This is a genomic window from Betaproteobacteria bacterium (assembly GCA_009693245.1).
GTDB lineage: Bacteria > Pseudomonadota > Gammaproteobacteria > Burkholderiales > SHXO01 > SHXO01.
The window spans coordinates 15,242-38,995 of sequence record SHXO01000018.1; the positions used below are offsets into that span (position 1 = coordinate 15,242).

Genomic DNA, 23,754 nt, shown 5'->3' on the forward strand with positions numbered 1-23,754 from the left:
CCCTGGCCAAGACCTTAGTCGACGTACTCGAAGACTCGCACTACTTTCAGTACGCCGGATGTCCCGCGTGCGATTTCCGAGGCCATGTCGGCTTCGCGATGGGTGACCAATCCCATCAAGTACACGACGTTGTTTTCCGTCACGACTTTTATGTGTGTTGCCGAGAGGTCTTTCGTCACCACCAAGCGGCTCTTAACCTTGCTGGTCGTGTAAGTGTCGTTAGCCCGAGCGCTCATGGCGCTGGCGCCCGCCACGGCGGTTTCATTCTGCACGCTGCGAACGTTTTCGATACCTTTGACTATGTCCGCCAGGGCCGACTTGACCTCTTCGCTGGGAACTTCCCCAGTCAGGAGGACGACGCGATTGAAACTGGTGGCGTTGACGTGAACTTGGTCGCCGTAGCGGTCCAGGATGCGGCTGCTCGTCTTGAACTCGATTCCCTGGTCCTCGACGTACACGCCACTGGTGCGCCTATCCTCGGCGAACATGTAACCCGCCGTGGCACCACCGGCCAAAATCACGGGAACACACCCCGCCAAGGCGGGCGCAAGCGCGAGAAAACTGGTCAAAATCCAACGCTGAACATATGTCATTACTCAACTCCCATTAATATGCAATCGACGGCATCGCACAGGCAATGCAAACATAGGATATGCACTTCCTGTATGCGCGCCGTGCTCTCATGCGGCACGCAGATATGGATGTCGGGTTCCGCGAACAGTTCCGCCATCATGCCGCCGCTTCGGCCCGTGAGTCCTATGACTGTCATCTGGCGTTCGTGGGCGGCGAGCATCGCTTCGATGATGCTGCGCGAATTCCCGCTTGTGGAGATGGCCAGCAGAATATCCCCATGGTGTCCCAGCGCGCGAACCTGCTTGGAGAACACTTGGTCGTACTGGTAATCGTTGGCGATGGAAGTAAGAACGGAACTGTCCGTCGTGAGAGCGATGGCGGCCAGGGGAGGGCGCTCGATTTCAAAGCGGTTGACCAGTTCCGCGGCGAAATGCTGTGCGTCGCCAGCAGAGCCACCGTTGCCACATACGAGAATCTTCCCTTCATTCATCAGGCACTGGACAAGCCGTTGCGCGGCTTGGTTGAGCGCCTCCGGAAGGACCTTGGCGGATTGTGTCTTGAGCTGTGCGCTCTCCAAGAAATGTTTACCGATTCGCTTGACGAGGTCCATGCAGGATTTGGCTGTATATGCCGGCGGAATTATTGCACAACAGCCAGGATGTCTCGCGCGAGTATTTATTTGATGGGTCGTCACGGGCGCAAACCCGGCTTTGACCAAAGGGGCTACGAGTCTATTCGCCGAAGGCGTCGCGAATCCAGTCCACGGAGTTGTTTGGGCCTAGGAGCATGGCGTCGAAACGGCATCTGGGTAGTACTTGGGACTGTGATAGGTAGTGGCGTGCCGCGGCAATGATTCGTTTTTGCTTGCGCACCGTGATGCTTTCCGCGGCGCCGCCAAAGCTGGCGTTCTTTCGCATGCGAACCTCCACGAACACGAGGGTAGTGCCCTCGTTCATGATGAGGTCGATTTCGCCAAACCGGCAGCGGTAGTTACGTTCCAGAAGCCGCAGGCCCTTGCCGCGGAGGAATGCGAGAGCCTCATCCTCCGCGCCAGAACCCGCCGAAATCATCGGTAGGCGGTGTCGGCCAGCGCGCGTGCGATGCCGTTGTGGAAATCGGCGGGAGTGAGTTCTCTGACGAAGCGCTGGTTCTCACCGCGTAAGATGAGGCCAGTGACGCCATCGAGGGGTTCTTCGTCAATCTTGAGAAACGGATTGATGAGTTCCTGCACGATTCGGTAGGCATCTATTCCCAGGGCGAAGAAACGCTGGATTTCGAGCGAGGCGAATGGAAGTGCACGGCTGTAAGTTACCGCGGCTGCGTGATCGGGCAAGAGTAACCAGGGCATATCCAGGAACATCACGCCATCGAGCTCGAAGTTTTCCAGGGGATCGTTGCTGTTGTAGGCCAGGGATGTGGCGAACACAGGTATGGCGCCACCGATATAGGGGCGCGCAATCTTGGCGCGGCTGGAATCCAGTGCGAGGAGCACGATGTCGGCGTTGGTGGCTTGTGGCCTCTCTTTTAGTTTGGACAGCACGGCTGGATCGGCGTTATAGGCGAATTCCTCGGCTACGCTGCCCCCGCGGGCTTGCCATTCCTCCTTGAAGGCTTGCGCGATCCGGCTGGATACGGGGGTCTCCGCCGTAACGATGAATGCACGCTTGAGTCCTTTCTTGGCAGCTACACGGGCCAGTTGCCGCGCCTCCGTATCTACCTGGAGTCCAAAAACATAAAAATGACGGGGCATGATGAGATCGCCCTCGGGAGTGTTAAGCGCTAGGGTAGGGACCTTGATCTGCCCGCCCACGGCAAGGGCGGTCACTGCACTACGGGACAGTGGCCCTATGACGGCACGGGCGCCCTCGTTGGTCGCGCGCTCATAGGCAGCCTGGATCTCCTTGGCGTCGTCACTGGTGGCGTGGACGATCACGGGTAGGCCTTGTTTATTGGCCGCCGCCGCTTGCAGGACACCTTGGCGAACGGCGTCTGCTTGTCGGCCGAGAGCCTCCGATTTAAGGGGGAGGATTACCGCCACATGGTTCTGGGAGGCTTCGTCTGTCTGCTGCGCCCCCGCATTGGGAATGGCGAGCGCAAGCGCAGCCACGTATAGTGAGGAATTGATCTTTCGTAAGAGCTTAAATACGTGTTGCATAGCAGTTCTCTCGATAGCATTGAGGCTGGATTATATGTACTCGCTACGCCGATAGGTAACCTGCGGGACATCACCTTGAGGGCCTTGGATGTCTTGTCCGCCGTTGATCTTATCGCCGCCGAGGACACTCGGGTGACGCGACATCTTCTATCGCACTACGGACTAAGCGCAAAGATTGTCTCTTTGCGTGAACACAACGAGGCCCGCGAAGCCGCGCGCCTCGTGACTATGATGCAGGAAGGCAAATCCGTGGCGCTCGTTACGGATGCTGGGACGCCAGGGGTGAGCGACCCAGGCGCTGTCTTTGTTGGCAAGGCGCGCTCGGCCGGGGTGAAAGTGTGGCCGGTTCCTGGCCCGTCGGCGGCGATCTGCGCTTTGTCCGTTCTGGGATGGGAGGGTACGCAGTTTTTGTTCCACGGTTTCTTACCGAGCCAAAGGCGTGCAAGGGTGCAGGTGCTGGAAGGACTCAAGAAATTTCCCTATAAGCTGGTGTTCTACGAGTCGCCCCATAGAATCGTGGAAACGATACGCGACATGGCCGAATGCTACGGAGCTTCCCGGCAGTGCGCGGTATTCCGGGAGCTCACCAAGAAGTTCGAGGAGAGCAATTTCGCGCCGTTGCCGGAGATTCTTGCCTGGTTGGATGAGCATGAAGATCACCGGCGCGGTGAGTTCGTCCTGATAGTGGAGGGCGGGCAAGAGCAGAGCGCCCCCCGCGCCGTTTCGCCCGAGCGTGTGCTGGCCCTGCTGTGCGAAAAGCTACCAACGAAAGACGCGGTGCGCTTGGCGGCGGACATCACGGGGGGTAAACGCAACGAACTCTATGGCTTGGCATTGAAATTAAAGGGTATTACAAACGAGAACTCCAATGATTGACCATATCACCCTGACAAGACCCGATGATTGGCATCTGCACCTGCGCGACGGCGAACACATGCGAGCGGTGCTGCCGGACACGGCCAAACGCTTTGGCCGGGCTATCGTGATGCCCAACCTTAAGCCGCCCGTCACTACGACGCAAATGGCCCAGGCGTATCGCGAGCGCATTCTCGCTGCGTTGCCTAGAGGGGCATTCTTCCAGCCGCTCATGACCTTGTACCTCACTGACAACACCCAACCCGAAGAGATTCGCCGGGCACACGCCAGCGGGATCGTGTTTGGCGCCAAGCTCTATCCCGCGGGTGCCACGACCAACTCGGATTCTGGCGTGACACAGGCCGAGAAGTGCCGTGGCGCCCTGGAAACCATGAGCGAAGTAGGCATGCCCTTGCTGATCCATGGCGAGGTGACCGCTGCCCATGTCGATGTGTTCGACCGCGAAAGAGTTTTCTTGGAAGAAACGCTGGCAGGCTTGGTCCTAAGGTTTCCCCGGCTGAAAATGGTGCTGGAGCATGTCACCACGGAAGAGGCGGTTGCATTTGTCAGGCAAGCGCCCGCTACCGTCGCGGCGACTATTACCGCCCATCACCTGCTCATGAACCGAAACGCTCTTTTTCAGGGTGGAATCCGGCCTCATGCCTATTGCCTACCTATCCTCAAGCGTGAAAAGCACCGGATTGCCTTGGTGAGCGCCGCGACATCCGGGGGAAAGAAGTTCTTTTTGGGAACCGATAGCGCGCCCCACGCGAGGCATACCAAGGAAAACGATTGCGGTTGCGCGGGGCTTTATACGGCCCATGCGGGCATCGAGCTATATGCCGAAGTTTTCGATGGAGCGGGAGCCATCGAAAATCTGGAGGCTTTCGCAAGTTTCAACGGCCCCGATTTCTACGGCCTTGAGCGCAATCGCGAGCAGATTTCGCTTTCACGAAACCGCTGGCCGGTGCCCCGGGAGATCGGCTATGGAGCCAATCGATTAGTACCTTTTCGAGCCGGGGAAACGGTTGGATGGAGTCTTTGTTAGGAGACTACTCACAAGGGTGTTAGGATCGGCGTGCGAAGTCGGCTGGACAGTCGCCGCGCGGTTTAGGCTGCGGGGAGGAAAGTCCGGGCTCCATAGAGCGGAATGCCGGCTAACGGCCGGACGTCGAAAGACGATGGAAAGTCCCTCCATAGGGACCGTAGGCTGTCCCAACTGCCGGAAAACACCGGAACGGGCGCGAAAGCGCTTCGCTGCGGCAGATTGGTTCACTTACGGTGCAACAGAAAACATACCGCCCAAGCGCGTTTCCGGTGCGTGCCGGTAAGGGTGCAATGGCGCGCGACACCGTAATGTGCGCGGCGGCTGGCGCAAGCTAGCTGCGGGTAAGAGCCCACCGCGCCGCCGGTAACGGCGGCGGCATGGCAAACCCCATTCGGAGCAAGACCAAATAGGAGAGCAACGGCGTGGCTCGCGCCGCTCTCGGGTAGGTCGCTTGAGCCACCGGGTAACTTGTGGCCTAGAGGAATGACTGTCACGGGGGTCCTCTCCCGAACAGAACCCGGCTTATAGGCCGTCTTCGCATTCTTCTCCCCCCTGGATTGATCCCGCCCGTTCGGGCCGAAGGATATATTCCTATAATTCACTTGAGAAAATCTGCACAAGCGATTGATTTGTGAATATATATAAAGTTATGCTGCATAGCAGTATAACTTTATGCTAAGCGCTTGTCCTAAAAACGAAAAGGTTGGTTGACCCCAGGCATATTTTTCTCTTATAGTGGCGCTAAGTGGGGTTAGGTGGGTTTTTGTGGGGATTTTGGGCGCAATGGAAGGCAATTGGATTGATGGCTAACCAAAAAAGGAAAAAGTGTGTTCAGGGGCGTCACCCGGCTAACGTTGGATAGTAAGGGCCGGCTGGCCATTCCATCCAAGAGCCGCGACGTTCTCGCGGCGCAGGCGGGCGGCCGTTTATGGGCGACTGCTGCATCGCGCTCCTGCATTCTGCTCTATCCGGAACCAGAATGGCTCGTCATCGAGGAGCGGGTGAACAGCCTTCCTTCCACCAATCCACAAGTTGAGGCACTTCAGGACTTGCTGATCGGCAATGCACGCGAACTCGAATTGGATAGCGCCGGGCGGATTCTCGTGCCCCCAGAATTGAGGGAGTTCGTTGGGTTGGCCAAGGATGTTTCCCTCGTCGGGCGAGGAAAAAAATTTACCCTTTGGGACAGCGAAAAGTGGAAAGCCCGAATGGATGAGGCGATTTCCTGGCAACAGGGCGGTCTGGGTCCGCAGTTCGATATTTCTTTGTGAGGGCCGATGTTCACGAACCCGTATTGCTCGCCGAGGCCATTGAAGCGCTGGCCATTGCACCCTCGGGGATCTATCTCGATTGCACATTCGGGCGCGGGGGCCATAGCCTGGCGATTCTGTCGCGGTTGGGTAACTCTGGAAGGCTCATCGCCCTGGATCGCGACCCGGACGCCATCGAATCTGGGGCAGCCATGACAGACGCTCGATTGACGCTCATCCATTCATCTTTTGGCGGCCTTGATGCGGCCCTGGCGGCGGCCGGGGTTAAAGACATCGATGGCGTCCTATTCGATCTGGGCGTGTCATCTCCTCAATTGAGCAACGCGGAGCGCGGAATGAGTTTTCGGCTCGATGGGCCCCTTGACATGCGCATGGATACCACGCAAGGGGCCACGGTGTCGGAATGGTTGTCAACGGTTTCGGAATCCCAACTGCACGAGGTAATCAAGGAATATGGCGAGGAACGGTTTGCTGGGAAGATTGCAAGAGCGATTGTTGCGGCTAGGTCGCGGGGACCCATCCTTTCCACCCGGGAGCTTGCCCAGATCGTGGCGTCCGCTGTCCCATCGCGCGAGCCAGGGCAGGACCCGGCGACGCGTACATTCCAAGCTCTTCGGATTTTCATCAATCAAGAGCTTGAGGAGTTATCGAGAGGTCTAGCCCAAGCGCTGGGGCGTTTGCGGATTGGAGGACGCATGGTGGCGATAAGCTTCCATTCCCTGGAAGACCGGATCGTTAAGCGTTTCTTCCAGCAAGAATCCAAACCCGCGGGCATTCCCGACCGCTTGCCCCTTCGCGCCGGCGAGTTACCTCAGCCCAGAATGCGAACGCTGAGCCGGGCGATCCGCCCCTCAATGGCCGAGGTTGCACGTAACGTGAGATCTCGCAGCGCGGTAATGCGCGTGGCCGAAAGGATCGCGCAATGACCAAGGCCACGGCGGTGCTGCTGGTTATCCTTCTCGCAAGTGCCGCGGGTTTGGTGACCTCGCAACACCAAGCCCGAAAGCTCTACGCCGATTTGGAAAGGGAACAGCAGACCGCCAAGCAAATCGAGGTGGAGTGGGGGCAGTTGCAGATCGAGCAAAGCACATTCAGCATGCATTCGCATATCGAGAAGGTGGCGGCTTCTCGCTTGCGCATGGCTACACCTGCTACGCAGCATGTGCAGATGCTTTACTTGCCGCGGGGCGCTACGCGATGAAGCCCACCGCCAATCCCGCCTTACGCTTGAAACTGCCCGTGGGCCGGGCGCGCTTCGTGGTGTGTGGAATTATGCTGGCTTTCGCGGGGCTTTGCGGGCGAGCCTTCTATCTTCAGATCATGCAGGACGAGTGGTTGCAGCAAAAAGGAGCTAGTGCCTACACCCGGGTGATCACCTTGCCTGCCCACCGCGGAATCATCACCGACCGCCACGGCGAGCCGCTTGCCGTGAGCGCTCCGGCGGAGTCGGTCTTCGTGAGCCCCTCCGATGTGAATATGGACGAAGCCCAGCAGCGCCAACTGGCCAAGCTGCTTGGCATGGATAATCGGGAAATCGGCAAGCGCCTTGCCACGCAGGACCGCGAATTCGTTTATCTCAAGCGCCGCTTGCCTCCGGAGACCGCGGCTGAAGTGGTGCGCATGAATTTGCCTGGCGTGTTCTTGAAACGAGAGTACAACCGCTTTTATCCGGCGGGCGAGGTGAGTGCGCAGTTGCTCGGTATCAGCGATGTGGATGACCGGGGCCAGGAGGGCATGGAACTGGCGTACCAAGACTGGCTAAAGGGCGAGCCGGGAAGCCGGCATGTCATCCGCGACCGCAAGGGGCGCATCGTCGAGGACGTGGAAAAATTACGCCCGCCGCGTAACGGCCGCGACCTTACCCTGAGCATTGACAGCAAGTTACAGTACCTGGCCTACCGCGAACTACGCGCCGCCGTGTCCAAGCACAAGGCCAAGGCCGGGGCCATCGTCGTGCTCGACGTGAAAACAGGTGAGGTGCTCGCGCTGGCCAACGTGCCCACCTTCAATCCCAACAACCGCGAAAAACTCGACCGCGACCGAACGCGCAATCGCGCGGTTACGGATTTATTCGAACCCGGTTCCACGCTCAAGCCATTCACCGTCGCGGCCGCCCTGGAGGCGGGCAGTGTCGAGCCGGAGACCCTGGTGGAAACAGGCCATGGTGTACTGCAAGTGGGAAACCGCCAAATACACGACGCGCACCCGGAAGGCTTACTCACGGTTTCCGAGGTTATCCAGAAGTCCTCCAACGTCGGCATCGCCAAGATCGCCTTTGGATTTCCAGCGGAGAAGCTCTGGGGCGTGTTATCCGGTGCCGGGTTCGGCACTTCGCCGGGAAGTGGTTTTCCCGGAGAAGCAGGCGGTTTGCTATGGCCCCATAAGAGCTGGAAACCCATCCAGCATGCGACCATTTCCTTTGGGCACGGAATTTCCGTGAGTCTCATGCAATTGGCGCGAGCCTACACTCTGTTCGCGACCGGCGGCCAGTTGCAATCCTTGCATTTGCTACGCCATGACGAAGCCGTCGCGGGCCGGCAAGTCATTTCCGCGCACACCGCGGGCATGGTACGGCGGATGATGGAATCCGTGGTGAGCGCCGATGGGACGGCGGTGCTCGCGCGCGTGGCGGGTTACCGCGCCGCGGGCAAGACCGGGACCGCCCACAAAATCGAGAACAAAGGCTATTCGGCCCGCCGTTACGTGGCTTCCTTCGTGGGGCTGGCGCCAGTGTCGGATCCGCGCTTGATCGTGGCGGTGATGATCGATGAACCCGGTGGCCAAGTCTACTACGGCGGGCAGGTCGCGGCCCCCGTTTTTAGCGAAGTGATGGGCGCGGCCCTGCGCGCCTTGGGAGTGGCTCCGGACGAATTGCTCGCACCTGGGTTGGGTGTGCAAGCGGCGTTGCCAAGGAAAAAAGCGTGATGGCGCATGCCACCGTTTCACCCGGAGCACTCGCGGCGTTGGGGGCGGATCTCACGCGCATGGTGTCCGATAGCCGGCGGGTGCGCGCGGGCGACGTGTTCGTGGCGCTGCCAGGCGCGCGCCATGATCCGAGGATGGATATTCCAGGGGTGATCGCCGCGGGCGCCGCGGCGGTGATTTGGGAGCAGGAGGGATTTCGGTGGCGCGAGGAATGGCGCGTTCCCAATCTGCCTGTGCGCGGCTTGCGCAACGTGCTGGGTGAGTTAGTGTCGCAGGCCTATTCTCATCCTTCGCGGCAAATGTGGGTGGCTGGCGTGACCGGAACCAACGGCAAGACATCCTGCAGCCAATGGCTGGCGCATGTCCTCACGCAATTGGGCCGGCGCACCGCCGTGATTGGCACCTTGGGAAATGGATTTCCGGGCGAGCTGTCGCCAGCTTCCCATACCACTCCAGATGTCGTTACCTTGCACCAGTTACTGGCGGATTATCGTAGCCACGGGGCCACGAGTGTCGCCATGGAAGTATCCTCGCATGGCCTGGACCAAGGCCGGGTGGACGGTGTGCAATTCAGCGCGGCGCTCTTCACCAATCTCACACGCGATCATTTGGACTATCACGGCAGCATGGAGCGTTATGGCGCCGCCAAGGCAAGGCTCTTTGCCTGGCCCACGCTCAAACACGCGGTGGTGAACTTGGACGATGAATTTGGCGCGAACCTCGCCGCCCGCTTGAATCGCGGCGCGTTGGAGGTGATGGGTTACGGCATTGGCAGGGGAGAGATATCTGGCCACCGATTGGACTTGTCCAGCCGCGGCTTGCGCCTGGAAATCGAAACACCCTGGGGCAAGAGCGAAATCGAAAGCCAATTGCTCGGCGGCTTCAATGCCAGCAACCTGCTAGGGGTTCTCGGGATGTTGCTGGCCGCGGGGGCCGGTCTTGCCGATGCAACAAGAACATTGTCAGCCATGCAGGCGGTGCCAGGGCGCTTGCAGATAGTTCGAGAGAGCCAAGGTCCCCTGGTGGTGGTGGACTATGCCCACACCCCCGATGCGCTGGAGAAAGTGCTTCAGACCTTGGCGGACATAAAACCTGCCGGCGCTCGCTTGATCTGCGTGTTTGGCTGCGGCGGAAATCGCGATGCGGGTAAGCGGCCTCTCATGGGTGAGATCGCCACGCGCTTGGCGGATCTCGCCGTGGTGACCAGCGATAATCCCCGCGACGAGGAGCCCCTGAAAATCATCGAGAACATTATCGCCGGCGCCCATGGAAATTACCGGGTGGAAGCCGACCGGGCCGCCGCGATTCATCGCGCCATCGAGGAAGCCCGGCCCAACGATATCGTCCTGCTCGCTGGCAAGGGGCACGAAACCCACCAAGAAATTCGTGGCGCGCGCCTGCCGTTCGCCGACGTAGAGGTGGCGAGAGATTTTTTGCGGCGGCACCATGCTTGATCTCAAGGAAGCTGCTGCTGCATTGAACGGCCAGTTGCTCGGCGAGAACGCGCGCTTCGGCGGCGTGACGACCGATAGCCGCCAGATGAACGCGGGCGATCTGCTGGTCGCAATTCGTGGCGAGCGTTTCGACGGACACACCTTCGTAGCCGGTGCGTTGGACAGTGGCGCGGCGGGCGCCCTAGCCGATGCGCGAGGTGCGGCGCAAATCGAAGCGCGTCCCCTCATCGTCGTGGCCGATACGCGCTTGGCTCTGGGCCGCTTGGCCGCCCACTGGCGCGCGCGATGGCAAGGGACGCTCGTAGGGGTGACCGGGAGCAACGGCAAGACAACCGTCAAGGAAATGATCGCGGCCATCCTGCGTGCCCACGCGGGCGAGGACGCCGTGCTGGCCACGACGGGAAATCGCAACAACGACATCGGCATGCCTCTGATGCTTTTGCGCCTGCGCCCGCGGCATCGCTACGCGGTGATCGAGATGGGGATGAATCATTTGGGCGAAATCGCTTATCTCACCGGGCTCGCGCGGCCGGGTGTGGCCCTCATCAATAATGCCGGTACTGCCCACATCGGCGAGCTAGGATCAAGGCAAGCCATCGCGCAAGCCAAGGGGGAGATATTCGAAGGTCTGGATAAGGACGGGGTGGCCATCGTCAATTCAGACGATGACTTCGCCCCGTACTGGCGCGGTCTGCTCGGCGCCCGGCGCGTGGTGGATTTCGCGTTGGATGCCAAGGCCATCGTCACGGCGAAGGTGAGCGCTTTATCCCCGGCCGTTCGAATGCAGGCCAGCATGGGCGAGCGCAATTTTCCCGTGGAGGTGCCCGCTCCGGGCCGGCACAATGCCATGAACGCGCTGGCGGCCGTGGCCGCGGCGCACGCGCTTCAGATACCCGCCGAGGCAGTGTGCTCTGGTCTCGCGGGGGTTCAAGGAGTCAAGGGACGCTTGCAGAGCAAGCGCGGGGCATTGGGCGCCGCGATCATCGACGACACTTATAACGCCAACCCCGATTCGGTGAAGGCGGCCATTGACGTACTCGTCCAGTGCAAAGGCGAGCGTGTGTTGGTCCTGGGAGATCTCGGTGAATTGGGTGCGCTCTCGCTGCCCTTGCACAGAGAAGTAGGGAAGGCCGCCAAATCGGCGGGGCTCGATCGCATGTACACCTTGGGAGAGGCGAGCGCGCACGCAAGCGAGGCCTACGGCCAGGGTGCGCGCCATTTTCTCGAGTTGGGCGATCTCGTGGCGGCAGTGCGCGCCGGTCTCACATCTACTACGACGGTACTGGTGAAAGGTTCTCGCTTCATGCGTATGGAAAGAGTGGTCGAGGCTCTGGGCGAGGACACAGTGCCCGGCGCGGGAGGGCACGGCTAATGTTGCTATGGCTAGCGCAGTGGATGGGGCAGGACGTGCGCGCATTCAACGTGTTTCAGTACATTACCTTGCGCGCGGTGTTGGCCACGATGACGGCGTTGCTGATTTCCTTCTTCGTGGGCCCCGCCATGATTCGCAAGCTCACCGCCTACAAGATCGGACAGTCGGTGCGTGACGATGGCCCGCAAACGCACTTGGCGAAGGCAGGTACGCCGACGATGGGGGGGGCGCTCATCTTGGTCTCCATCGGCATTACGACGCTGCTGTGGGCGGACCTGAGCAACCGATTCGTGTGGGTGGTGCTGGTCGTGATACTGGGCTTCGGCGCCATCGGCTGGGTGGATGATTATAAGAAGGTCGTGCATCGCAATCCGAAAGGGATGCCCGCGCGCTCCAAACTCTTCTGGCAATCGATGGTGGGATTCACGGCGGCGGCCTTCATCGCGTTCAGTGCCAATTTGCCGGCGCAAACGGAGTTCATCGTGCCTTTCTTCAAGCAGGTGGCCTATCCGCTGGGCGTGGTGGGTTTCATCGTCATGACTTATTTCGTCATCGTGGGGACGAGCAACGCAGTCAACCTCACCGACGGTCTGGACGGCCTCGCCATCTTGCCCACGGTGATGGTGGGAAGCGCACTGGGCGTATTCGCCTACGTGGCGGGCAACGCCGTGTTCTCCAAGTACCTGGGATTTCCATACATCCCGGGCGCGGGCGAGCTCACAATCATATGCGCGGGCATCGCCGGCGCGGGGCTTGGCTTTCTATGGTTCAACGCTTATCCGGCGGAAGTATTCATGGGCGACGTGGGCGCGCTGGCCTTGGGTGCTGGCCTGGGTGCCATCGCGGTGATCGTTCGCCAGGAAATCGTGCTCTTCATCATGGGCGGAGTATTCGTCGCCGAGACAATATCGGTGATGTTGCAAGTGGCGTCCTTCAAGCTGACGGGTAAACGAATGTTCCGAATGGCGCCCATTCACCACCACTACGAACTCAAGGGCTGGAAGGAAAATCAGGTGGTGGTTCGCTTCTGGATTATTTCCATGATGCTAGTGCTGGTTGGGCTCTCGACACTGAAATTGCGTTGATGGAATTGGCGGGGAAACAGACCTTGGTTTTGGGACTGGGGATGACTGGAATGTCCATGGTGCGCTGGCTCAAGGCAGCCGGAGCGCACGTGCGCGTGGCCGATACGCGGCCGAACCCTCCCAGCGCGGAACATCTTCGGGCGCAATATCCGGACGTGAGCCTGGCATGCGGACCCTTTTCGCCGCCGTCTTTCGAGGGCGTGGATTTGCTGGCCGTGAGTCCGGGAGTGCCCGTGTCCGAGCCCCTCGTGCGCAAGTCCTCGGCGGCGGGTGTTACCGTGGTGGGAGATGTGGAGTTTTTCGCGCGGGCGCAACCTGCCATGGCACCCGCGCCGGTGCTCGCCATTACCGGCTCCAACGGCAAGAGCACGGTCACGGAATTAGCGGGCGCCATGTGCCGTAACGCGGGACTTAACACCGTCGTCGCGGGCAACATTGGGATCCCGGTGCTCGATGCCTTGGCGCAAGCGCGAACTTCCACGCCCGGAGTTTTCGTGCTGGAACTTTCCAGCTTCCAACTGGAGACGACGGCCTCCTTGAACGCCGCCGCGGCCACCTGCCTCAATGTGAGCGAGGACCACATGGACCGTTACGACGGCATGGCGGATTACGCCGCCGCCAAGGAGCGAGTATTCCGCGGAACCGGCGTGCAAGTCATCAACCGCCAAGATCCCCTCTGCGCGAGCATGGCGCAACCTGGCCGGCAAATTTTTAGTTTCGGATTGGATACTCCTCGCGGCCCAGGAGAGTTGGGGATTTACACGGACCAATCCGCTGCCTGGCTGGCGGAGGGAGAGCGGCGCCTGTTTCCAGTGAGCGGCATGGGGCTCGCCGGCATGCACAATGCCGCCAATGCACTGGCCGCGCTCGCTCTGTGCCGCGGCATCGGAATTCCCTACGAACCCTTGCTTGCCACCTTGCGCCAATTCAAGGGCCTGCCCCATCGCGTCCAAAAGATCGCGGAAGTCAAAGGGGTGAGTTTCTTCGATGACTCCAAGGGGACCAACGTCGGCGCCACGGTGGCCGCGCTGTCAGGATTTACCCAGCCTACGGTGCTCATCGCCGGAGGAGATGGCAAGGGCCAGGAATTCTCGCCACTGCAGAAGCCAGTACGCGACCGCGCGCGCGCGGTCGTGTTGATCGGGCGCGATGCCGCACGTATCGAATCGGCGCTTCAAGGCAGCGGCGTTCCGCTCATGCGTGCCCTTACCATGGAAGAAGCAGTCGCGGTGGCATTCGAAGCCGCGCGTGAAGGCGACGCCGTATTGCTTTCCCCGGCCTGCGCCAGCTTCGATATGTTTCGCAACTATGAGCACCGGGCGCAGGTCTTCGCCGAAGCGGTGCGCCGCTTGGAGGCGCGGTGACGAATATATTCCGGCGCTTCTTCCGCAATGACCAAGGCGTGATAGACGAGGGCCTGTTGTGGACCGCGATTCTGCTGCTGGGCATTGGCATGGTGATGGTCTACTCCGCCTCCATCGCCATCGCCGAAGCCGCGCGCGGCACCGGATATCACCCGCAATTTTATTTGATTCGGCAAACTTTCTTCGCCGCCATCGGGGCCTTGGCGGCCTACATGGTGTTTCAAATGCCGATGCGCTACTGGCAAAAGGCAGCACCCTATCTCTTCGTCTTCGCCGGCATGCTCCTGGTGGTGGTGCTGGTGCCTTTCATCGGCAAGGAGGTCAATGGCAGTAGGCGGTGGTTGCCCTTGGGCGTGATCAATCTACAGCCTTCTGAATTGATGAAATTATTCGTGGTGCTCTATGCCGCCGATTACACCGTGCGCAAGGCGGCGTGGATGCACAGTTTGAGAAGAGGTTTTTTGCCGATGTTTTCGGTGATGTTCGCCGTGGGCGTACTCTTGTTATTGCAACCGGACTTCGGCGCCCTGGCTGTCATCGCTTCCATTGCCATGGGCATATTGTTTTTGGGGGGCATGAACTGGCGCTTGTTCGCCTCGCTCTCCGTGTTCTTGGTGGCTGGCCTATTCGTCGTGGCCCTGACATCGCCCTACCGCTTGCAGCGCATGGTGGGCTTCTGGGATCCCTTCAAGGATTACTTTGGAAAGGGATACCAATTGAGCCATGCACTCATCGCCTTTGGACGCGGCGAGTGGTTGGGGGTGGGTTTGGGCGCGAGCGTGGAGAAACTGTTTTATTTGCCCGAGGCACACACGGATTTTCTGCTGGCGGTGATCGGAGAAGAACTGGGCTTCGTGGGTGTGCTGGTGGTGGTCGCACTGTTCGCCGCCATGGTGTGGCGGGCCTTCGCCATCGGCTCGCAAGCGGCGCAACTCGAACGCTATTTTTCGGCCTTGGTAGCGCAAGGCACCGCCATTTGGCTGGGGGTGCAAGCCATCATCAACATGGGCGTGAATTTGGGCGTGCTGCCCACCAAGGGATTGACGCTGCCCTTCTTGAGTTTCGGCGGGAGCGGGTTGGCCGCCAATTGCTGCGCCCTGGCCCTCGTACTGCGCGTGGATTACGAGAACCGCCAGCTCATGCGAGGCCGTTCCTCATGAGCCGGACCCTCCTCATCATGGCGGGAGGCACGGGCGGTCATGTGTTTCCCGCCCTGGCCGTGGCCAGCCACTTGCGAGACAAAGGCTGGCGAGTGGTATGGCTAGGTGCCAGGACCGGCATGGAGGCAACGCTCGTCCCGCAGCATGGTTATGAAATGGCGTGTGTGCGTTTTTCCGGATTGCGCGGCAAAGGCTTCGCGAGTTTCGCGCTATTGCCGTTGAATTTATTGATTGCATTCTGGCAGTGCGCGAAGGCGATACTCCGGGTTCGTCCCAACGTGGTGCTGGGCATGGGCGGTTACGTTTCCTTCCCTGGCGCAATGATGGCCTCGTTCCTCAACCGGCCATTGGTGATTCACGAACAGAACTCCATCGCGGGACTGGCCAACCGCACACTCGCGCATGTCGCCGATCGTGTGTTGAGCGGGTTTCCCGGCGTATTGAAGAACTCGCAATGGACCGGCAATCCGGTGCGCGCCGAAATTCAATCGCTGCCGGCGCCGGAGCAGCGTTACAGGCAACGCCAAGGACCGTTGCGCATCCTGGTGGTAGGCGGCAGTCTCGGCGCCCAAGCTCTCAATGACGTGGTGCCGCGGTCATTGTCCATGATCGCGCCGGCGCAGCGCCCAGAGGTGGTTCACCAGGCGGGGAAGAAGCATATTGACGAATTGCGCGCAGCCTACAGCCGCGCGCAGGTTCACGGCGAGGCCGTGGACTTCATCGCGGACATGGCGAAGGCTTATGGCGGCTGCGATTTGGTTATCTGCCGGGCGGGCGCTCTGACTTGTGCCGAATTGGCCGCCGCCGGAGTAGCCAGCGTCCTCGTCCCGTTTCCTCATGCGGTGGACGATCACCAGACCCACAATGCGCGTTTCCTGGAGCAAGCGGGTGCCGCGATATTGGTGCCGCAGCCTGAACTGGCGCCCAGGAAGCTGGCCGATCTGCTGATGAGTTTTAGCCGTGAGAAGCTGCTTGGCATGGCGAATCGCGCGCGCGAATTGGCGCGCCCGCAAGCGACCCAAGACGTGGCGCAAGTATGCGAGGCGTTGGCTGCATGAAGCACAAGGTCAAGCATGTTCATTTCGTGGGAATCGGGGGGGCCGGCATGAGCGGCATCGCGGAGGTGCTGCTCAACTTGGGTTACCGGATCAGCGGTTCGGATCTTGGAGAGAACACCGCCACCGAGCGCTTGCGAAAAATGGGTGCCCACGTGTACCGCGGCCATGACATCGCCCATATCGAAGGCGCGGACGCGATCGTGGTGTCGTCAGCGGTAAAAAACGATAATCCAGAAGTGAGCGCCGCGCGCGCGCACCGAATTCCCGTGGTGCCGCGTGCGTTGATGCTTGCGGAACTCATGCGCTTGAAGCAGGGTGTGGCAGTGGCGGGCACCCATGGCAAGACCACCACCACCAGCTTGATCGCGAGCGTGCTGGCCGAAGGTGGCTTGGATCCCACCTTCGTTATCGGCGGAAGGCTGGAGGCGGCCGGTGCCCACGCGCGGCTGGGCACCGGAGAATTCATCGTGGTGGAGGCGGACGAATCCGATGCCTCTTTCCTCTATCTTCAGCCTGCCTTGTCCGTGGTGACCAATATCGATGCCGATCATATGGAAACCTATGGCCATGATTTCAGCCGCCTGCGCCAAGCTTTTCTAGAATTCATCCAGCGCCTGCCATTCTATGGCGTGGCAGTCCTGTGCTTGGATGATGCAAATGTGCGTAGCCTGGTTCCGCTCATTGCCAAACCCATGGTGACTTACGGTTTGAGCGAACACGCGCAAGTGCGCGCGATCAATATCGAGGCCCGCGGATTGTGCATGCACTTCAACGTGGAGATACGCTCCGACCGGCCGGAAGCTCCCGTCGAACAGCGCTTCCCCGTTACCCTTAACTTGCCCGGGGTGCACAACGTGCAAAATGCCCTGGCGGCCATCGCCGTCGGCGTGGAATTGGGCGTTTCGGCGGACAAGATCGCGAAGGCCCTGGCGGAGTTCAAGGGCGTGGGCCGGCGCTTCCAGCGCTACGGCGAGATCGCGCTGCCGGGTGGAGGGCACTACACCTTGGTCGACGATTACGGCCATCATCCGGTGGAAATGGCCGCAACCTTGGCCGCGGCCCGCGGCGCTTTTCCGGGCCGCCGGTTGTTGCTGGCCTTTCAACCCCATCGTTACACGCGCACCCGGGACTGTTTCGAGGATTTCGTGAAGGTCCTTTCGACAGCCGATGCGCTGTTGCTGGCCGAAGTCTACGCGGCAGGAGAGGCGCCGATCGTGGCGGCCGATAGCCGCGCACTGGCGCGTGCGCTGCGCGTGGCGGGGAAGGTCGAACCGGTATTCGTGGAACATGTGAGCGAACTTCCCGGCGCCATCACCTCAGCCGCCCAGCCGGGCGATGTGGTGGTCATCATGGGCGCGGGATCCATCGGCGCCGTGCCAGGTCTACTGGCCAAACCCATGACGCGGGAGGCTGCATGAACATGGCGGAAATCGAACAAATATCGGCACACGGATTGGCCGGCGATTTCCGCCTGCGCGAACCCATGCACCGCCATACCAGCTGGCGCGCGGGAGGAGCGGCGGATCGCGCTTACTTGGCCAAGGATCTTGGCGATTTGCAGCGTTTCATTCGCACCATTCCGCGCGATGAACCCGTGTACTTCGTGGGCTTGGGCAGCAACCTTCTGGTGCGTGACGGCGGGCTGCGCGGGACAGTTGTCTTCACCCATTGGGCATTGCGCGAACTCGCGCTCGATGCGCAAGATTCCGCGCTCATACACACGCAAGCCGGCGTGGCGAGCCCCAAGGTGGCGCGCTATGCCGCCTTGCACGACTTCGAGGGCGCGGAATTTCTCGCGGGTATTCCGGGTACCTTTGGCGGTGCTCTCGCCATGAATGCGGGTTGTTATGGCGCGGAAACCTGGGACGTGGTGGAGCGCGTGCTGGCTTTGGGCCGCGACGGCGAGCTGAGAGTACGGACGCGCGAGGATTTCCAGATCGGTTACCGAAGCGTTGTCCCGCGCTTTGCCACCGAGGAATGGTTCATCGCGGCATGGCTGCGGATCGCCAAGGGTAGCGGGCAGCGTTCGCGCGCCCGCATGAAGGAGCTATTGCAGCGCCGTATCGCCTCGCAGCCCTTGGAGTTGCCCAATGCCGGGTCGGTGTTTCGCAATCCGCCTGGAGATTACGCCGCCAGTTTGATCGAATCTTGCGGATTGAAAGGACGGCGCGGCGGGGGCGCCCAGGTTTCGCGAAAGCACGCCAACTTCATCGTCAACGTGGATCGCGCCAGCGCCGCCGATATCGAAACACTAATCGAAGAGGTGCGCGAAACGGTGAAGGCTAGATACGGTGTGGAACTGGAGCGCGAAGTGAGAATCATCGGAGAGATGGCATGACGTCCATGAGGGCCAGTGACTTTGGCAAGGTAGCGGTGCTCTTTGGCGGAAAATCCGCGGAGCGGGAAATCTCCCTGTTGTCTGGCAATGCAGTGCTGTCGGCCTTGAAAAGCGCGGGCGTGGATGCCCATGCCTTCGATCCCGCCCAGCGCGGGCTGCACGAACTGAAGGCCGAGAAATTCGAGCGAGTTTTCATCGCGCTGCATGGCCGCTACGGCGAAGATGGCACCGTGCAAGGTGCTCTCGAATTATTGGGAATTCTCTACACGGGAAGCGGCGTCATGGCCTCCGCCTTGTGCATGGATAAAGTACGAACCAAGATGGTGTGGGTGGCCGCCGGGTTGCCGACGCCGAGCTGGGAAGTGCTGTATCCGAAGAGCGACTGGAACGCCGTGGCGAAAAAGCTCGGCCTACCCCTCATCGTGAAGCCGGCGCGCGAAGGTTCCACCATAGGCCTGACCAAGGTGACCGGCGCGGATCAATTGGAAGAAGCCTATCGTGGGGCCGCCCGCCATGATCCATTGGTGCTCGCCGAGGAGTTCGTCGAAGGCACCGAACTGACCGCCGCCTTCTTGGGCGAGCGCGCCTTGCCTCTCGTTCGCATCGAGGCGCCGCAGGGCAACTACGATTACCACAACAAATATTTCAGCGACGAGACCCGTTACCATTGCCCAAGCGGACTGCCTCCGAAGCAGGAGAAAGAAATCCAAGAAACGGTCATGCGATCTGCCCGTGTGCTGGATTGCCGGGGATGGGGGCGAGCCGATCTGATCTTGCGTGCCGATGGCAGCTACGCGCTGTTGGAAATCAACACTTCGCCGGGCATGACCGGGCACAGTTTGGTGCCCATGGCGGCGAAGGCCGTGGACATTCCCTTTGGCGAATTGGTCCTGCGAATCCTGGAACTGGCGCATGTGGGATGACCCCCAAAAATTAAATCGCGTTTCGAGCCTTTTGCGGCTTTTATTTGTGCTGCTCTCGTTGTGTGCTCTCGTCATCTTCGTGGTGCGCTTACCGGTCTTCCCATTGCGGGAAGTGCAAATACAAGGCGGAGTAATCCACACATCGCAAGAACAAGTTGGCGCGCTACTTCATTCGAACTTCAGAGGGAATTTCTTTACCTTCGATCTCGGGCGGCTGCGAGATTCGTTCTTGCTCCTGCCTTGGGTGCGCTCCGCCACGGTGCGCAGGGTATGGCCGGACCTCCTCGATGTCTACATCGAGGAGCACGACGTGCTGGCGCGCTGGGGGGCGCGCGCGCTGGTGAATTCCTTCGGAGAAATCTACGAGGCGGCAAGCGACCGCGAACTTCCGGTGTTCTCCGGCCCGGAGGGCACCTCCGCCGAGATCACTCAGCGGTTCCACGAGTTCAACGAGGTCCTCAAGCCCCTTTCGCGGCGAGTCCAGGAAATCAAGTTAAGCGAGCGGCGCGCATGGACATTGACCCTGGACGACGGCATGGTGTTGGAGCTAGGGCGAGAAGACTACCAGGCGCGGCTTGTTCGCTTTGTGCCGGCTTACGCCCTGGCGCTTGCGAATTTAAAGGTGCCGCCGAAGCGAGCGGACTTGCGCTATCAGAATGGATTCGCCGTGCAACTCCGCAATAAGACCTAGAGACAAGCGTGATTGGGAAAATCTTAATGCAGGTGCAAGCACGGTGAAGGAAGGCAAGAATCTCATCGTTGGGTTGGATGTCGGCACCTCCAAGGTAGTGGCGATGGTGGCGCAGATCAAGGATGACGGGGGCTATGACGTCATCGGATTCGGCGTGAGTCATTCGCGCGGCCTAAAAAAAGGGGTTGTGGTCAACATCGAGTCCACGGTCACGGCGATTCAGCGAGCGCTGGAGGAAGCCGAGCTGATGGCCGATTGCAAGATCAAAGAGGTCTACACCGGCATCGCGGGAAGCCACATCAAGAGTTTCAATTCTCACGGCATGGTGGCTATCAAGGAGCGCGAGGTTTCGCAGTTCGACGTGGACCGTGTGGTGGAAACGGCCAAGGCCGTCAACATTCCCACGGACCATCAGATTCTCCATATCCTCACCCAGGAATTCATCATCGACGGGCAGGAGGATGTCCGCGAACCCCTGGGGATGGCTGGCGTGCGCTTGGAGGTGAAGGTGCACATCGTTACCGGCGCGGTAGCCGCGGCGCAGAACATCATGAAGTGCGTGCGCCGCTGCGGTCTCGAGGTCGAGGACTTGATCCTCCAACCGCTGGCCTCCGCCATGGCGGTACTGTCGGAAGACGAAAAAGATCTAGGTGTTTGCCTAGTGGACATCGGCGGGGGCACGACCGACATCGCGGTGTTTACCCAGGGCGCCATCCGGCACACGGCGGTGATTCCCATCGCCGGCGATCAAATCACCAGCGACATCGCCATGGCCTTGCGCACGCCTACCAAGGAGGCGGAAGAAATCAAGCAGCGCCATGGTTGCGCCCTGCGCGAGATGGCCAATTCGGGGGAAATGGTCGAAGTGCCCAGCGTGGGCGACCGTGGTTCACGCCAACTGTCACGCCAGACTTTGGCCGAGGTGATCGAACCGCGCGTGGAGGAACTCTACTCCCTGGTGCAAGCCGAATTGCGCCGCAGCGGTTTCGAGGAACTGCTTTCCTCGGGAATCGTGTTGACGGGCGGAAGCGCCGCCATGCAGGGCATGGTCGAGCTGGGCGAGGAAATATTCCACATGCCGGTGCGCATGGCGCGGCCCAATTACCAGGGCGGACTGGCCGAGGTGGTGCGCAATCCGCGCTATTCGACGGTCGTGGGTTTATTGCTATCCGGGCTTGCGCAGCACAGGCGGCAGCAGTTGGTACGCATGCACGCCGCATCCTTCCGGCACGTCTTTGACCGGATGCGGACTTGGTTTCAAGGAAATTTTTAAGGGCATCTTAATCGCAGCAGCGTTGTTTCTAACCACGAAAGGAGACTGGCATGTTTGAATTGTTGGATTCGGAGCCTCAAGAGGCGTTGATCAAGGTGATTGGTGTTGGAGGCTGCGGCGGGAATGCCGTGGACCATATGATCGAAGCTGGGGTACAAGGGGTCGAATTCATTTGCGCGAACACTGACGCGCAGGCGCTCAAGCGCAACAAAGCCAAGACATTGCTACAACTGGGCCGAGAGGTCACAAAGGGCCTAGGCGCGGGCGCCAACCCGGAAATCGGCCGGGCCGCGGCCATGGAGGACCGCGAGCGCATCATCGAATTGATCGAAGGCGCGGACATGCTATTTCTGACCGCAGGCATGGGCGGGGGTACAGGAACCGGGGCCGCGCCCGTGGTAGCCGAGGCCGCGCGCGAGCTGGGCATTCTGACGGTAGCGGTCGTAACCAAGCCCTTTGCCTTCGAGGGCAAGCGCCAGCGCTTGGCCAACGAAGGACTGGAGGAGCTTCAGCGCCACGTGGATTCCTTGATCATCATCCCGAACGAAAAGCTCATGCAGGTTCTGGGGGAAGACATTAGCATGCTCGATGCATTCAGGGCCGCTAACAGCGTGCTCCACGGAGCCGTGGCCGGCATAGCGGAAGTGATCAACTGCCCAGGCTTGGTGAACGTGGACTTCGCCGACGTGCGCACCGTGATGTCGGAAATGGGGATGGCCATGATGGGATCGAGCACCGCGTGGGGCGCGGAACGAGCGCGCGCGGCCGCCCAGCAAGCGGTGGCAAGTCCATTGCTAGAAGACGTCAATCTTTCGGGCGCCAGGGGCGTGCTGGTGAACATCACCGCGAACATGAGTCTGAAGATGAAGGAAGTGCACGACGTGATGAGCGCCATTCGGGGTTTCACGGCCGAGGACGCAACGGTGATCGTTGGCACGGTGATCGACGAATCCATGGAGGACAAGCTGCGGGTCACCATGGTCGCCACGGGTTTAGGTGGCGCCGTTGGCCGGCTTCAGAGCAAACCGCTGGCTGTGGTAAAAACCGGTACCGATAACGCACTCATCGAGGTCGCGGATTTCCACGAGCCTGATGCACCTGCCCTAATTCGGCGGCGTAACGAACGGCAAGCGGCAGTTAATGCCATGCGCCAATCCGGCGTGGACGTTTTGGATATTCCCGCGTTTTTGCGAAGACAGGCGGACTGACCAGGGAATTACGTCTCCGCCGGGAGACGAATTCATGTCGCCGCGAAAAGCGGCGAAGTACTGCTAGAGGAACCTCGAACGCGATGATCAAGCAGCGTACGTTCAAGAACGTGGTGAAAGCGACCGGCGTGGGGCTGCACAGCGGCGCCAAGGTGCTCATGACGCTAAGGCCCGCGGCGGCCGATTCGGGAATCGTCTTCAGGCGCGTGGATCTGCCTAACCCGGCGGATTTGCGCGCCGAGGCTTATCGCGTGGGTGACACGCGATTGTCCACCTGCATCGAGTCCTCGGGGGTGAAGGTCGCGACCATAGAGCATTTGATGTCCGCCATGTCTGGCTTGGGGATCGATAATGCCTACGTGGATCTGACGGCGGCGGAGGTTCCCATCATGGATGGGAGCGCGGGACCTTTCATTTTTCTGATTCAATCGGCGGGAATCGAGGAACAACCGGCGCCCAAGAAATTTATCCGCGTTCTGCGGCGCGTGGAAGTCAAAGACGGCGACAAGTGGGTGCGGTTAGACCCCTATGAAGGCTTCAAGATGGAGTTCAGCATCGCCTTCTCCCATCCGGCGTTCCAACAGTCCAAGCAGCGCATTTGCGTTGACTTCTCGACGACTTCCTACATCAAAGATATCGCGAGGGCACGGACCTTTGGGTTCATGCAGGACGTGGAGACCATGCGCGCCCAAGGTCTAGGTTTGGGCGGTAGCCTGGATAATGCCGTGGTCATGGACGATTACCGCATCCTAAATGTGGATGGGCTGCGCTACGACGATGAGTTCGTCAAGCACAAGGTCTTGGATGCCATTGGGGACCTCTACCTCCTGGGGCATCCCATCATCGGTGCATTTAGCGCCCACAAGTCTGGCCATGCCCTCAACAATAAGCTGCTGCGAGCCCTGTTGGAGACTCGTTCCGCCTGGGAGTACGTAAGCTTCGAGGATGACAAGCAAGCGCCCTCCTACGTGGCCCTGCAAAGCCAGTTTGCCTAGTTGATC

At 60.3% G+C, this 23,754-nt stretch carries 23 protein-coding genes and 1 other RNA gene; 20 read left to right on the forward strand and 4 right to left on the reverse strand.

Annotated elements, in window-relative coordinates:
* Positions 1-14 precede the first annotated feature (14 nt).
* The 4 genes from EXR36_04730 to EXR36_04745 form a co-directional block, all read right to left on the reverse strand.
* Positions 15-593, reverse strand: coding sequence for a BON domain-containing protein (locus tag EXR36_04730; GenBank protein ID MSQ58950.1), 579 nt, complete (start codon positions 591-593; stop codon positions 15-17).
* Positions 593-1,183 carry a phosphoheptose isomerase gene (locus tag EXR36_04735; GenBank protein MSQ58951.1) on the reverse strand — a complete coding sequence of 197 codons (591 nt, stop codon included), beginning with the start codon at positions 1,181-1,183 and terminating at the stop codon, positions 593-595. The genes EXR36_04730 and EXR36_04735 overlap by 1 nt, the downstream gene beginning before the upstream one ends.
* Before the next feature lie 121 nt (positions 1,184-1,304).
* The gene (locus EXR36_04740; protein ID MSQ58952.1) at positions 1,305-1,643 is read right to left on the reverse strand and encodes a YraN family protein; all 339 of its coding nucleotides are present in this window, start codon (positions 1,641-1,643) and stop codon (positions 1,305-1,307) included.
* The gene (locus tag EXR36_04745) at positions 1,640-2,728 is read right to left on the reverse strand and encodes a penicillin-binding protein activator (protein ID MSQ58953.1); all 1,089 of its coding nucleotides are present in this window, start codon (positions 2,726-2,728) and stop codon (positions 1,640-1,642) included. Before EXR36_04745 ends, EXR36_04740 begins: the two co-directional genes overlap by 4 nt.
* A gap of 18 nt (positions 2,729-2,746) precedes the next feature.
* On the opposite strand from EXR36_04745, the gene rsmI reads away from it, so the two are divergent.
* The 20 genes from rsmI to EXR36_04845 all read left to right on the forward strand — a co-directional run bounded on the left by rsmI (position 2,747) and on the right by EXR36_04845 (position 23,748).
* Positions 2,747-3,604, forward strand: a complete 858-nt coding sequence (gene rsmI, locus EXR36_04750) for a 16S rRNA (cytidine(1402)-2'-O)-methyltransferase (protein MSQ58954.1) — start codon at positions 2,747-2,749, stop codon at positions 3,602-3,604.
* Positions 3,597-4,631, forward strand: coding sequence for a dihydroorotase (locus EXR36_04755; GenBank protein MSQ58955.1), 1,035 nt, complete (start codon positions 3,597-3,599; stop codon positions 4,629-4,631). Before rsmI ends, EXR36_04755 begins: the two co-directional genes overlap by 8 nt.
* Positions 4,632-4,665: 34 nt before the next feature.
* Positions 4,666-5,172, forward strand: an RNA gene (gene rnpB, locus EXR36_04760) — RNase P RNA component class A.
* A 286-nt stretch (positions 5,173-5,458) separates the two neighbouring features.
* On the forward strand, positions 5,459-5,902 hold the full coding sequence (mraZ, locus tag EXR36_04765) for a transcriptional regulator MraZ (protein MSQ58956.1): 444 nt from the start codon (positions 5,459-5,461) through the stop codon (positions 5,900-5,902).
* Positions 5,899-6,828 (forward strand): 16S rRNA (cytosine(1402)-N(4))-methyltransferase RsmH, encoded by a 930-nt coding sequence (gene rsmH, locus EXR36_04770; protein MSQ58957.1) that lies wholly within the window; start codon positions 5,899-5,901, stop codon positions 6,826-6,828. Before mraZ ends, rsmH begins: the two co-directional genes overlap by 4 nt.
* A complete protein-coding gene (gene ftsL / locus EXR36_04775) occupies positions 6,825-7,103 on the forward strand; it encodes a cell division protein FtsL (protein MSQ58958.1) in 279 nt (92 codons plus the stop codon). Before rsmH ends, ftsL begins: the two co-directional genes overlap by 4 nt.
* Positions 7,100-8,827 carry a penicillin-binding protein 2 gene (locus tag EXR36_04780; protein ID MSQ58959.1) on the forward strand — a complete coding sequence of 576 codons (1,728 nt, stop codon included), beginning with the start codon at positions 7,100-7,102 and terminating at the stop codon, positions 8,825-8,827. Before ftsL ends, EXR36_04780 begins: the two co-directional genes overlap by 4 nt.
* The gene (locus EXR36_04785) at positions 8,827-10,281 is read left to right on the forward strand and encodes a UDP-N-acetylmuramoyl-L-alanyl-D-glutamate--2,6-diaminopimelate ligase (protein ID MSQ58960.1); all 1,455 of its coding nucleotides are present in this window, start codon (positions 8,827-8,829) and stop codon (positions 10,279-10,281) included. Before EXR36_04780 ends, EXR36_04785 begins: the two co-directional genes overlap by 1 nt.
* Entirely contained in the window at positions 10,274-11,653 is a 1,380-nt protein-coding gene (murF, locus tag EXR36_04790) for a UDP-N-acetylmuramoyl-tripeptide--D-alanyl-D-alanine ligase (GenBank protein ID MSQ58961.1), read from the forward strand. Before EXR36_04785 ends, murF begins: the two co-directional genes overlap by 8 nt.
* Positions 11,653-12,738 (forward strand): phospho-N-acetylmuramoyl-pentapeptide-transferase, encoded by a 1,086-nt coding sequence (locus EXR36_04795; GenBank protein MSQ58962.1) that lies wholly within the window; start codon positions 11,653-11,655, stop codon positions 12,736-12,738. The genes murF and EXR36_04795 overlap by 1 nt, the downstream gene beginning before the upstream one ends.
* A complete protein-coding gene (locus tag EXR36_04800) occupies positions 12,735-14,102 on the forward strand; it encodes a UDP-N-acetylmuramoyl-L-alanine--D-glutamate ligase (GenBank protein ID MSQ58963.1) in 1,368 nt (455 codons plus the stop codon). The genes EXR36_04795 and EXR36_04800 overlap by 4 nt, the downstream gene beginning before the upstream one ends.
* 89 nt (positions 14,103-14,191) lie before the next feature.
* Entirely contained in the window at positions 14,192-15,262 is a 1,071-nt protein-coding gene (gene ftsW / locus EXR36_04805; protein ID MSQ58964.1) for a putative lipid II flippase FtsW, read from the forward strand.
* Positions 15,259-16,320: an undecaprenyldiphospho-muramoylpentapeptide beta-N-acetylglucosaminyltransferase gene (murG, locus tag EXR36_04810; GenBank protein MSQ58965.1), complete on the forward strand. Its 1,062-nt coding sequence runs from the start codon at positions 15,259-15,261 to the stop codon at positions 16,318-16,320. Before ftsW ends, murG begins: the two co-directional genes overlap by 4 nt.
* Complete coding sequence (locus EXR36_04815) at positions 16,317-17,738, forward strand: UDP-N-acetylmuramate--L-alanine ligase (GenBank protein MSQ58966.1); 1,422 nt, start codon at positions 16,317-16,319, stop codon at positions 17,736-17,738. Before murG ends, EXR36_04815 begins: the two co-directional genes overlap by 4 nt.
* Entirely contained in the window at positions 17,735-18,658 is a 924-nt protein-coding gene (gene murB / locus EXR36_04820; GenBank protein ID MSQ58967.1) for a UDP-N-acetylmuramate dehydrogenase, read from the forward strand. The genes EXR36_04815 and murB overlap by 4 nt, the downstream gene beginning before the upstream one ends.
* Before the next feature lie 5 nt (positions 18,659-18,663).
* A complete protein-coding gene (locus EXR36_04825; protein MSQ58968.1) occupies positions 18,664-19,581 on the forward strand; it encodes a D-alanine--D-alanine ligase in 918 nt (305 codons plus the stop codon).
* A complete protein-coding gene (locus EXR36_04830; protein ID MSQ58969.1) occupies positions 19,571-20,272 on the forward strand; it encodes an FtsQ-type POTRA domain-containing protein in 702 nt (233 codons plus the stop codon). Before EXR36_04825 ends, EXR36_04830 begins: the two co-directional genes overlap by 11 nt.
* A complete protein-coding gene (ftsA, locus tag EXR36_04835) occupies positions 20,238-21,545 on the forward strand; it encodes a cell division protein FtsA (protein ID MSQ58970.1) in 1,308 nt (435 codons plus the stop codon). Before EXR36_04830 ends, ftsA begins: the two co-directional genes overlap by 35 nt.
* Before the next feature lie 50 nt (positions 21,546-21,595).
* Positions 21,596-22,753, forward strand: coding sequence for a cell division protein FtsZ (gene ftsZ / locus EXR36_04840; protein MSQ58971.1), 1,158 nt, complete (start codon positions 21,596-21,598; stop codon positions 22,751-22,753).
* Between the two features lie 83 nt (positions 22,754-22,836).
* Entirely contained in the window at positions 22,837-23,748 is a 912-nt protein-coding gene (locus tag EXR36_04845; GenBank protein ID MSQ58972.1) for a UDP-3-O-acyl-N-acetylglucosamine deacetylase, read from the forward strand.
* Positions 23,749-23,754: the final 6 nt, after the last annotated feature.